Consider the following 12909-nt stretch of genomic DNA (forward strand, 5'->3'; position numbering starts at 1 on the left):
GCGAAACCACCGGCACCTTGCGCGCCGCGGTGCGCCGTTACATGCAGTATCAGCAGCAGGTGGATGAGATTCGCAGTAAGGTGCGGGCTGCAGCTACTTATCCGGCGGTGCTGCTGGGCGTGGGCTTCCTCGTGATTGGCTTCCTCATGCTGTATGTACTGCCGCGCTTCAGCGCCGTGTATGAAGATGCCGGCACCATGCGCAATGGCGAGGCCGGGTTCGTGCAGTGGTGGGGCACGTTCGTGCGCAACAACGAGCTGCTTGCCTGGGGCGGCATGGCGGCCGTTACGGCGATGATCGTACTGCTGGTGGTGCACCCGGCCGCGCGCAGTGCCGCCTATCGCTGGCTGATGGGCACAGCCTGGCTCGGCCAGCGTCTGCAGGTGCTGCAGCTGGCCCGTCTCTACCGCACGCTGGGTATGCTGCTGCACAGCGGCGTCAGCGTGCTTGCCGCCATGCGCATGACCAAGGCTTCGCTGCCGGCCGCGCTGCACGGCAACCTGGACCGTGCGGTGCAGCTGGTGGCCGAAGGTATTGCCATGTCCACCGCCTTGCGCAACTGTGGCCTGAGCACCGAAGTGGCGGTACGCCTGCTGGTGGCAGGCGAATCGTCCGGCAACCTGGACGAGATGATGGGCCGCGTGGCCGATTTCTACGACCAGGAAACGGCGATCTGGATCGATACCGCCGGGCGCCTGATCGAGCCGGTCCTGATGCTGGGCATTGGCCTGGTGGTGGGCGCCATTGTCCTGATGCTGTACAGCCCAATATTTGATTTGGCCAATATCGTATGACCACTCTGAATCTCGCCGCGGCCCTGGGTGACGGCCGCGACCCGCGCTGGCTCGATGCCCTGAGCGCACAGGAAGCCATGGAGCGCGGCGCGGCCCTGGCCGCCGCCGCGGAGCTGCTGGCCTATCCCGTGCTGGATGAAACCGCGCTCAAGGCCATGGTGCCGGCCTTCGGCCGCGCCGACTACGGCGAAATGCTGCAGCGCCTGCTGCTGGTGGCGGAGGATGCAGATGGGCCGCTGGCGGTCATCGGCCTGCCCTTGCTGCCGGCCCTGGGCAGCTGGCTCGGCAGCAAAGGCATTGAGCGCCTGTGGCTGGCCGATCCGGTCCTGGTGCAGGCGCAGCTCGAATCACATGAGGCCAGCTTCAGCGCCGTAGCCGACGCGGTCGGTGAAGAAGTGCTGGTGGAAGCAGTACGCGACGCCAGCGGCGAACTGACGCTGACAGCAATCCAGGGCGAGGCCAGTCCGGCGGTGAAGCTGATTAATTCGACAGTCTTCGATGCCCTGCGCCTGGAAGCGAGCGATATCCACCTTGAAACGCTGCCGCAGGGCCTGCTGATCAAGTTCCGCATCGACGGTGTGCTGAACCGCATTGCCATGGTCAGCAACCCGCAATTGGCGGAACAGGCAATCGCCCGCATCAAGGTGCTGGCGGAGCTCGATATCGGCGAGAAGCGCGTTCCCCAGGACGGCCGCTTCCGGGTGGGCTCGAAAGGGCGCGATATCGATATCCGCGTCTCCATCATGCCCAGCATCTTCGGCGAGGACGCGGTGCTGCGGGTGCTGGACAAGAAGGCCCTGATGGACAGCGTGCAGCGCCTGACGCTGGATTCGCTGGGTTTCGACCAGCGCACCATCCAGCTGCTGCGGCGCCTGGCGGCGGAGCCATACGGCATGATGCTCGTCACCGGACCGACCGGCAGCGGCAAAACCACCACGCTGTATGCGGCGCTTACCGAAATCAATCACGGCGAGGATAAATTCATCACCATCGAAGATCCGGTCGAGTACCAGCTGCCCGGCGTGCTGCAGATCCCGGTGAACGAGAAGAAAGGCCTGACCTTTGCGGTAGGGCTGCGCTCCATCCTGCGCCACGACCCGGACAAGATACTGGTCGGCGAAATCCGCGATCCCGAAACCGCACAGATCGCCGTGCAGTCGGCGCTCACCGGCCACATGGTGTTTACCTCGGTGCACGCGAATAACACCTTCGACGTGATTGGCCGTTTCATGCACATGGGCGTGGATCCCTATAACTTCGTTTCTTCGCTGACCGGCGTGGTGGCACAGCGCCTGCTGCGCCAGAACTGCAGCCATTGCGCGGAACCGGTCGAGCCGGATGCCACGCTGCTGGCCGAATCGGGCATTCACGATCCCGCCAGTTTCCGCTTCATGGCCGGCCGCGGCTGCACGCACTGCCGCGGCACCGGCTACAAGGGCCGCCGCGCCATCGCCGAAGTGCTGCGCCTGACCGACGAGATCCGCGAAATGATCGTGGCGCGCGCCTCGATCCGGGCCCTCAAGGAACAGGCGCGGCAGCAGGGCACCCGCTTCCTGCGCGACGTGGCACTCGACCTGGCGCGCGAGGGCCACACCACATTGCAGGAGGTGAACCGTGTTACGTTTGTGGCCTGAGCAGATTACCGTGGGCCTGTTCCCTGGCCATTGCTGGCTGCGGCGGCGCGCCCAGGTGACGCCTCTCGATATCAGCGGCGAAGCCAATGCCGGGGTGCTCGCCGCGGCGCTGGATACGCTGCTGGGACAAGCGCCGGTACGCGGAGCGCGTGTGGATATCATCGCCAGCGACACGGTGGCACGCATCGTCGGCCTGGCGTGGCAGGAGCAGTTGCGTACCGAAGCGGAACGGCATGCGTATGCCCTTGCTGCCTTCACCCACGCCGGCCTGCCGTTGGACGAGGACTGGGCCTGCACCACGGCCTTCCGCCATTACGGCGAGTTGGGACTCGGCATCGCCTGTCCCGCCGCCTGGCTGGCACAGCTTGAATTCATCGCGCGGCAGCATGGCTGCCGCCTGCGCACCGTGCTGCCGGTTTCCGCCGCCGCATACTGGGCGCCGCGCCGGGCACTCGGCAAAGGGCGGGCGTGGATAGTAACGGAAGAGGGCGGCCGTGCTGCCGCCTTGTCCTTCAGCAGCGGACGGCTGGCGGCATATGATGCCCAGCCCGCGGGCGGCGATGGACGAGGGCTGCAGCGCCTGCTGCGCCGGCAGGCGTTGATGGCCGGCACGCCAGAGCTGGTGGTGGCCTGGCGCGTGTCCGGCGAGCTGGATGGTGCGGCGATCAGCGCCGCAGCACCTGAAGCAGCATTGAAGCCGCTGCCACTGCACTACTGGGATGTCCATGCATAAGCTTCGCCATTATCTGAATCCGCGGCCTCGCTATCGTGGTGTGTTGTGGCTGCTTGCCGCCGCTTTGCTCGCGGGCGCCGCAGTGCTTGCCACGCAGGCCTGGCAAGCACATGAGGCCCAGTCGCTGATCGACGAGCGCATCGCCCAGCGGCGTGAGGCCTTGAAGCCAAAACCGGCGCCCGTGCCCACGCGCGCCGAACTGGACGTGCAGCGCCGCTGGGCCAGTCTGGACAGCGAGCGTTCCTTCGCCTGGTATCCGGTGTTCCTCGCCATCGAGCAGGCCAGCAGCGACAAGATCGAACTGCTGGAGTTCGCACCCGACAAATCCGCGCGGCGCATCACGCTGCGTGGCGAAGCGCGCGACCTGCCCGCGCTGTTTGCCTACGTTGAAGCCTTGTCCGCACAGCCGGCGTTCAGCAAGGTCTACCTGGCCCAGCAAAAGAACAAGGTCAGCGGTGCACTGACAACAGTGACTTTCGAACTGCGCGGCCAGCTCCGGTAAAAAAAACTACCGATTGTGAGTATTCGAGAGTTTGTAGATAGTTGATTTAGGGCAAAATCTGGTCTATGGATTGAGCCATCGGCTCGATGATTTTGTGATGGGCCGCCAGGCGAGCAGCGGTCCGGTTATCCGAGGTGTTTATGAACAGCTATCTGCGCTCGCCATCCCGATATTTCCACTGGCGCCGCCAATTGCGGCCCGGCTAACAAATCTCTTTCCCTGACTGAACTTCTGCTGCGCTCACTGGTGCGGCAGGCCTCCTTGCGTCCTTACTTGTCTGTGACTATGTTTAATCTGTCTTCGCGCCGCAGCTTCCACCTTCTCAGCCGTGGCATTCAAGCGCTGATTTTGTTGCTGGCACTACTGTTGGCTGAGAATGCCAAGGCCGACAACGATGCGACTTTCGTGTCGCAGAACATTCCCGCGACGATGGTAGAAGGCCAGCGCTACACGGTGTCCGTCGCGTTCAAGAACACAGGCACGACGACCTGGACAACGGCCGTTTCAGCGAAAATGCCGAGCAATCCCGGCTGGCCGGTCTCCCAGATCGCCATACCGACGGGATACTCGGTGGCGGTGAATGCGTCGCGCGCCTTCAGTGCGAGCATTGTCGCACCGGCCCCTGGAACCTATGGCATGCAGTGGTGCCTGCAACATAGCACTGCAGGCTGGTTCGGCGCTTGCAGTGACCCCGTGGTGGTGACGGTGGAGCCGAAACGCTACGACGCAGAATTTGTTCAGCAGACAGCGCTGACCTCGGTGACTGGTGCGCGCGGAATCAGTGTCGTGATGAAGAATACCGGCAATATGCCCTGGACCACGGCAGACTTCAAGATGGGGACGATCAACCCCGTAGACAACCTTACCTGGAAAATCAATCGCCTCACGCTCACCGCAAATGTTGCGCCCGGAGCAAACGGCACTTTCACGGGGACGATTTACCCGCCGGCGGAAGGCGGTTACCAAAACTTGCAATGGCAGATGCTGATGCTGAGCGAGAACAGGTATATCGGTGAGCCGACACCGAACCAATATGTGCCGACCGCTGGCGCTGCGCCTACAATCAATATCATCAGCCCGGAAACTGACCAGGTTTTCATCGGTGTTGGCGGCAAGATCCAGGTGCCGATCAAGATTGCCGCTATCCCTACGGGGATCGCGACGATCACCAAGCTTCAGCTCTTGTTTTATAACTCCAGTACCCAAACGTATACCGAATGGGACAGTGTGGCTGGAGATGTGTACGACGAGACGAAAGAGGCAAGCGCGACGACCTTTACTGCCTATGTCCGCGCTACGGACTCATTCAATAAATACACTCAAGTTCCACTGGTAATCAAGGGGGTCGCCGATAACGGCAGCCTGTCGTCGCATACGGTCCCCACGACCATGGTGCCGTCGCAGCCTTATGACGTCACGCTGACCTTCCGCAATTCCGGCGGCACTACCTGGGAACCGGGGGAAGTCGAGCTGGTCGCTGTCAATCCTGTCGACAATTCCATCTGGGGCCTCAGCAGCATGCCGTTGACGCAAACGGTGGCGCCGAACGGCACGACGGTGTTTAGCGGAACGATTACTGCGCCGCCCGACGTGGGCACCAAACCGTTCCAGTGGCGGCTGCGGCACAGCACGCGCGGACTGTTCGGAACGCAGACCAGTATTTCGGTCAATGTGGCGCGGCCGCTGCCGGTGGTCACGCTGACCACGCCGACCCATGGCCAGATCATCGACCTGCCAAGCGGGACCATCGCCAATGTCCTGTTCCAGGGCAGCGCAACGCCAGGCACTGCTGCAACCATCAGCACCATCGAAGTGTTGCGCAGCTCCACCGTGCTGGCCACGGTGGAGGGCAGCAGTATCAACCAGACTGTTCCGCTCAGCCTGGGCACGAATTACGTAAGGCTCAAGGCGACCGACAACTGGGGGGTGGTCGGCTACTCGCCGCAGATTACCGTGACGGTGAAAGGCAACGACGCGAGCTTCGTCAGCCATAATGTGCCGGCCTCCATGCAGGTGGGCAAGGCCTACACCATCAGCATCACCATGAAGAACGATGGCGCGAAGCCATGGGTGCCGGCGGCCGCCGGCACGCCGGACAGCTATGCGCTCGGTTCGCAGAATCCGGCCAACAACACTATCTGGCGCGCCAACCGGGTGATGCCGACGGCGACCGTCAATCCTGGTACGCAAGTCACCTTCAGCCTGCCGATCACGGCGCCAACGACACCGGGCACCTACAACTTCCAGTGGCAGATGCTGCAGGAAGGCCGCGAATGGTTCGGCGACCCGTCAACGAATGTGGCAGTGGTGGTCAAGCCGCTGCCGCCCACCGTGGGCGTACTCACTGCGCCGGTAGCGGGAGAGAAGATTGTCGCCATCGGCGGCAAGGCCCGCGTTCGCTTCCAGGCCACGGCGACAGCCGGCGAGGGCGGTGCGATCACGAAGCTGGAAGTATTGAACAACACAACACTGGTGGTGAGCGGCAACAGTGGCACGCTGGATGAGGAGGTTGACCTGCTGCCTGGTACTTACGTGCTGAAACTGCGTGCGACCGATAACTTCGGCCAGGTCGTGACCGGCACGGTAAGCACCACGGTCACCGTGCTGGCGAACAATGCGACCTACGTCAGCCGCGCCGTGCCGACGGCGATGACGGCGGGCCAGAGCTATCCGGTCACGATCAGTATGCGTAACTCGGGCACGACCACCTGGACGGCTGCGGAGGGCTATATGCTGGGCGCGGTCGATGGCGCCAAACACTGGGGCATCGATAAGGTGCCGCTGCCGCTAGCCTCGGTGGCGCCAAACGGGTCGGTAACGTTCTCGTTCAATGTCACCGCGCCGCCGTCGTCAGGGACGAAGCCATTCCAGTGGCAAATGATGCGTGAAGGCGTGGAGTCATTCGGCACCAAAACCACCGTCACCAATGTCGTCGTCACTGGTGGGGTGGCGCGCGCCTACGTGGACTCGCCGGCCGAAGGCAGCATGTTCGATACCGATGCGAGCGGTTTCGCGCAGGTGCGCGTGCAAGGCCATGCAACGCCGGGCGATGGTGCGATAACGCGCCTGCTGCTGCTGGTGAATGGCAAGATTTCGCGGATTATCGATGCCGATACTTTCGACCTGGTGATACCGCTGCCGCCAGGCACGCAAACGCTCTCCGTCAAAGCGCTCGACAATGTATCAGGCCTGGTGGACAGCGAGCCTGTGCAGATCACGGTGCGCGGCAATGCTGCGGAGTTTGTCAGCCAGACCCCGCTCAGCAACTTGTATACCAATGAGAAGCGCAGCATAACTATCACGATGCGCAATACCGGCACCACGACCTGGCAGCCGGGCGCCGTGATGCTGATGGCGGATAATCCAGAGGACAATCAGCGCTGGGGCGTTGCCCGGATTCCGCTGGCCGCCGCCGTCGCGCCAGAGGCGGAAGCAAGTTTCACCTTTGATGTGACAGCCCCTGCCGAGCCCGCAACGTATGCAATGCAATGGCGGATGCTCGATACCGCCTTGGCCGCGTTTGGGACACCGAGTACGGAACAGCAAATAGCGGTCACGCGCCGTCCCGCGCCGACTGCCACGCTGAGCGCCAGCCCGCGCAATGTGCGCGTGGCGCCGGGCCAAGCGGCAAACATCACGCTGGCGGCCAGCGCTACCGCGGCCAATGAAGCCAGCCCATTGAGCAAGCTGGAATTGTTCCAGGATACGGGCAGCGGCTATGGCACCACGCCAGTACGCAGCGCAAACGGCCCCCAGGCATCGCTTAGCCTGGACGGCCCTATCGCACTTGCAGCCGGCAGCTACCGCTTCATGTTGCGTGCTACCGACAACGCAGGCACGGTCGGCGAGGCCGAGCCCGTGTTGATCAACGTGACCGACAGCCCGCTGCTGGGCCTGGTATCCGGTGTGCGCTCGAATGCCACCCAGCAGCTGCAACTGGTAGGCTGGGCCTGCCGCGACGGCGCCGTTGAAGCATTGCAGTATGAAATGTACGTCAATGCGCCACCCGCGCTGGGAGGGACCCTTGTCAGCAGCGGCACGGCGAACACGGCCACCGAACTGGGCGATGCGGCCGTTCGCGCCAGCTGCCATACGCCGGATGCATCGCACCATTTCGTCATCGACCTGGCCGCGGCCGCCAGCCAGTATCCGCGCGCACCGCTTTATGTGGTGGCGCGTGCCAGCGATGGCGCACAGCTCGTCTTGCCGTGCGAAGATTTCAGCTGCCGCCTGCCGGATGGCTTGCGCATCGGTTTGACCTCGCCAGCAGCAAGCAACCAGGACCGCTACCGCCATCCGGCACCGGCCTTCCTGCGTGCCGCGGTCAGCGGCATTGCCGGTACGCCCGAGGAAGTGGCGTTCAATGTTGACGGCATATGGGTTTCCGGCGTGGCCGAAGGCGCAGGCGCTTACTCGGCCAGCAAGGAGGGCCTGGCTTCGCGTTTCGAGCCATACCGGGTCTACGCACGCGTGCGCTATGCCGACCAGATCGTCATCTCGGAAGAGCGCCTGTTCTATATGGATGCGGGCATGGTTGCCGGGGCGTTGCAGCCGGCGCCGGGCAGCGTACTCATTCTGGGCCAGCCCGCCACGCTGAAAACGGTGCTGAGCGGGCCGATACCTGCCGGACATTCGGTCAAGTTTGCCATTCAGGGCGTTGAGGCGCCACAGTTGAAGCGCAGCGCAAAAAGCGCGATGAAAGTGGCTTCGGCCAGCACGGCCAGTACGGCAGTCGGCAGTGCGCTGATTGATGCGCAAGCCAACGGCGCCACCTGGAGTGCCGTATGGACCCCGACGCAGGAAGGGGCGTTCACCATGCAGGCCCGCCTGTATGACGGTGCTGGAGCTGAACTCGCGGCGTCGCCGCCGGCGCCCTTCACGGTGAGTCCCGGCCAGGGCAGCACCTCGCCGCTGCCAACCCCCGTCACGGTGCCGCCGCCGGCGGCGTTGGCTGAGCCGGAAGCGGGAACCTTGCCGGGCGAAGTGCTTGCCGCGCCCGATGGCAGTGCGCAATACAGCGTCGCACTGCAGCTGCCACCGGGCAGCGGCGGCCTGCAGCCGCAACTGAGCCTGAACTACAGCAGCGGCATGACGACCGGCATCGCCGGTACCGGCTGGAGTATCGGCGGCCTGTCGTCCATTGAGCGCTGCGGCAAAACGGTAGCCACCGATGGCCGCTCCGATTCGGTGCGCTTCAGCGCATCCGTGGGCCAGGTGAATGTACCCGACACCACAAGTCCGTATACCGTGCAGCCGGTCGACCGGCTGTGCCTGGACGGGCAGCGCCTGGTGCTGGTCAATGGCGACAGTGCCAACGATGCGGCCTACTGGGCCAATGGCGCCGAATACCGCACCGAGGCCGACAGCTTCGTGCGCGTGCGTGCCACCCGCAATGGCGAGCGTTATCGCTTCGATGTCGAAACCCGCGACGGCCAGCTGCTGAGCTATGGCCATACGGAAGACAGCCTGGTCAAGGGCATCGGTCGCGCCGATGATGCATCCTATAGCTGGCGCCTGAACCAGCGTGCCGACCGCAGCGGCAACACCATCAGCTACCGTTACAGCCAGGATCCGGCGAGCGGCGAGAGCACGCTGCAGCAGGTGAGCTGGGGCGGCAATACGGCGGCTGGCAGCCCGCACTACGCCCGCGTCAGCTTCGAATACGAGCTGCGGCCAGATGGCCGCGCCAGCTACGTGGCAGGCACCCCGGCCCGCGCGGGCGTCCGCCTGAAGACCATCACTGCCTTCACCGATACGGCGGCGGACGGCAGCGGTGGCGTCCAGGGCCTGCGCTATGCACTGGAATACCAGCAAAGTCCAAGCAGCGGACGCAGCCTGCTCAGCAGCCTGCAAGCCTGCGACCGCAGCAACGCCTGCCTTGCGAAAACCAGCTTCAGCTGGGGCGCGTCCAACGGTGCCGCGCGAACTTTCGCGCCGCTGGGCGGCGACCGCACCGGCCCCGACCTGGGCGCACTGGGCACGGCGCCGGAGAACCCCGGCGGCGCCTTCAGCACCACGACCACGGCGCTGAGCACGATCCTGGTGGCCGATTTCAATAGCGACGGCAAGAGCGACATCATCGAGCGCTACCGCACCTCCGCCAACGGCTACCAACAGCGGCTCTATGAATCCTCGGCCGACGGCAGCAGCTGGAACATCAGCACGCCTTTCCCGGCCGGTGTGGATCTGGCCGTAATGGAAGCCGGCGACTTCGACGGCGACGGCCTCACCGATATTCTGGTCGCCAGTGAAGACCCGATGACGTATTCGCAATCGAACTGGCGCATGTGCTGGGGGCGCCTGCGCACGGCACAGGGCTTCGATTGCAACACCCCGATCAGCTTCCCGGCGGGCTCCACCACGGCGGCCGACCTGAGTGCGCCGCCGCTGCCGGCCCGCGCCGTCAAGGACTTCAACAACGATGGGAAGGACGACCTCTTCCTGCGCACCGGCGACCGCCAGGTGCCGTGGGTCGACGCGCGTTACCAGTGCCTGTCCACCGGCAGCGGCTTCAATTGCCAGCCGGCGGCGAAAACGAAGGAGGACATCTCCTTCGGCGCGGGCGACGAGCGCATGCACCCGGCCGGCAGCGTGTATGCCGACATGGATGCGGACGGCCGCGCCGACCATATCTTGCTGGGCAAGTGCAGCCGCCAGCACATACCCGAAGAAACCGGCCTGGTCTGGGTATGCGAATCGAACGGCGTCGATGGCCAGGGCTCGATTCACGTCTATGGCGAAACCGAGCCGGGGGCGGTCAAGCTGTGGGGCGAATGGTTCCACTTCCCGAACCAGCAGACGATGGTGATGCCGCCGCCGGAAAGCGGCACCTTGACCGCCGACATGAACGCGGACGGCTATACCGACGTGGTGTTCGGCGCCGCGCAGCTCAGCTCCTTCCAGGGCACGCCCACGGGCTACAGCTCGCACGTCTGCTATTCCAAGGGCGACGGCAATGCCGACTGCCGCACGCTGGCGCCAACCGATGCGCCGGCGGTGGACCACCTGGTGATGACGGTGGCCGATTTCGACGGCGATGGCGTGCCCGATGTGCTGCGCCCGAACGTGGACACGTGGAACATCGACAACGTGCCGGGCTACCGCCTGTGCCGCCTTGGCGGCGACGCCTCGGCGCACAGCTGCCAGGACTGGACCGGCCCCACCTTCTACGGCACGCGCGACAGCTTGCGGGTGAACGGCGGCCGCCTGGCCGGCGAGCTGACCCGCACGCGCTCGATGTTCCTGGGCGACTTCAACGGCGACGGCAAACCGGATATCGTGACCTATGTGGGCGGCAGCACCTGGCGCGTGCACAGCGCCGCCAACCAGGCCGCCGATGGCGAGGCACTGGACCGGCTGGTGCGCGTTACCAATGGCCTGGGCCGCCAGACCCTTATCGAGTACGGCCTGGCCGGCGATCCGCAGGTGTATGCGGCTGAAGCCGCCGGGCCGGACGGCCAGCCGCTGCGCAGCGGCAAGCGCAGCTATCCGTCCACACCGCTGGTCAGGCTGGTGCGCCGCGACAATGGTCCAGGCGGCTGGCAGGACACGCGCTACGATTACGCCGCGCTGGCGGCCGATCCGGCAGGGCGCGGCAGCCTGGGCTTCGGCCGCGTGCGCAGTACCGACCTGACGACCAACATCGTCACCACCCAATGGTTCAACCAGGCCTGGCCGCATGCCGGCAGCCTGCGCGCCTCCACCTCGGTGAGCGCGGGCGGCGTGGTGCTGGCGGCACAGACTGACGTGCGCGCCACCCGAAGCATCCCCCAGGCCAATGGCAGCAGCACCATCATCTCCTATGTCGCCAGCAGCGAACTGAAGCAGCGCGACCTCGACAATAGCGAGATAGCGACGGTAGCCAGCGTCAACGGCGTGCCCGACGTGTGGGGCAATATCACCCAGAGCAGCGTCTCGACCAGCAAGGGTGGCGGCGCCTCCTGGACCGTCCTGCGCACGAGCACGTTCGACAACTTTGCCGACAGCTGGCTACTGGGCAAGCTGCGCAACAGCACCGAAACCCGCACCAGCGGCGGTGTGCCGCTGGCCCGCACCATGGATTTCAGCTACGACGCCAAAGGCCGCCTGGAAAGCGAGACCCGTGAGAACGGTGACGCCGCGCTGCGCCTGAAAACCACCTACGGCCGAGACGGCTTCGGCAACGTCGCCAGCACCACGCTGGAATGGCTGGACCCGGTCACGCAGACCGGCCAGCAACGCCTTCAAACGCAGGTGCTCTATGACAGCAAGGGGCGCTTCCCGGCCTCGCAGACCAATGCCCTGGGCCACAGCGAGCTGCTGAGCTTTGACAGCACGACCGGCGCCCGGCTGGGCCTCATCGACGCCAATGGCCTGCTGACCAGCTGGGGCGTGGACGGTTTTGGCCGGCCGCGCATGATGCGCCTGCCGGACGGCCGTGAAACCTGGACCTTCTACAAACGCTGTACCGCCGCCTGCCCGCCGGAGGCCGCCATGGTCACGGTGCAGGAAAGCATGCGTGACAACGGCACGGTGCGCACCGCCGCACCGGTGCTGAGCTACAGCGACAGCGCGGGCCACGTGCTGCGCACGGTGGGCTACAGCCTGGATGGCCGCATGGTGGCCACCGACGTGCGGTACGACGGCCGCGGCCGTCCGGCCTTCCACTACTGGCCGCGCTTTATCGGTCCAGGGGAGGAAGCCGGCAGTGCCAGCGGCGCACCGGCCGGTTCGCAGCTGCAGAAAGCGCTGCAGTACGACGACCTGGACCGTGTTATCCAGACCAACACGCTGGACGAGCTCGGTACGCCCCAGCGCAGCAAGACCGACTACCACGGTCCCGTCACCGTGCAGACCAATGCGCTGAACCGCACCCACACCGAGCAGCGTGACCTGTGGGGCCGCCTGGCCCTGGCCACCGATGCGCTCGGCAACCAGACCGTGTATGAATACGATGCATGGAACAACCTGAGCAAGGTTACGGACCCGCTGGGGAACGTGACGGTCATCGGGTACGACGGGCTGGGCCGCAAAACCGCGCTGCAGGATCCCGACCTGGGCCTGATCGAGTACAAGGTCGACCCGCTGGGCCAGGTATGGAAGCAGATGTCGCCGGTGCAGCGCGAGGCCTCGCCGCAGATCGGCACGCGCTTCGAATACGATGCGCTGGGCCGCATGACGGCACGCAACGAGAAAGACCTGGCGGCACGCTGGGTGTACGACAGCGACGGCTCGGGCCACTGCGCCCTGGGCAAGAGCTGCGGCCGC

General features: G+C 65.0%; 5 protein-coding genes. All 5 read left to right on the forward strand.

Annotation, left to right across the window (positions count from 1 at the left end; translation table 11 throughout):
* A partial coding sequence (locus tag ACJRPG_RS24610; RefSeq protein WP_408002751.1) for a type II secretion system F family protein occupies positions 1–794 on the forward strand: 794 nt, incomplete at its 5' end.
* Positions 791–2428, forward strand: coding sequence for a GspE/PulE family protein (locus tag ACJRPG_RS24615; protein ID WP_408002752.1), 1638 nt, complete (start codon positions 791–793; stop codon positions 2426–2428). The genes ACJRPG_RS24610 and ACJRPG_RS24615, both read left to right, overlap by 4 nt.
* Positions 2409–3161 (forward strand): hypothetical protein, encoded by a 753-nt coding sequence (locus tag ACJRPG_RS24620; protein WP_408002753.1) that lies wholly within the window; start codon positions 2409–2411, stop codon positions 3159–3161. Before ACJRPG_RS24615 ends, ACJRPG_RS24620 begins: the two co-directional genes overlap by 20 nt.
* On the forward strand, positions 3154–3663 hold the full coding sequence (locus ACJRPG_RS24625; RefSeq protein WP_408002754.1) for a hypothetical protein: 510 nt from the start codon (positions 3154–3156) through the stop codon (positions 3661–3663). The genes ACJRPG_RS24620 and ACJRPG_RS24625 overlap by 8 nt, the downstream gene beginning before the upstream one ends.
* Before the next feature lie 366 nt (positions 3664–4029).
* Positions 4030–12909: NBR1-Ig-like domain-containing protein (locus ACJRPG_RS24630; protein ID WP_408002755.1), on the forward strand; the 8880-nt coding region annotated here is incomplete at its 3' end.

It is taken from the genome of Pseudoduganella rhizocola, assembly GCF_045984285.3.
Classification (GTDB): domain Bacteria; phylum Pseudomonadota; class Gammaproteobacteria; order Burkholderiales; family Burkholderiaceae_D; genus Rugamonas.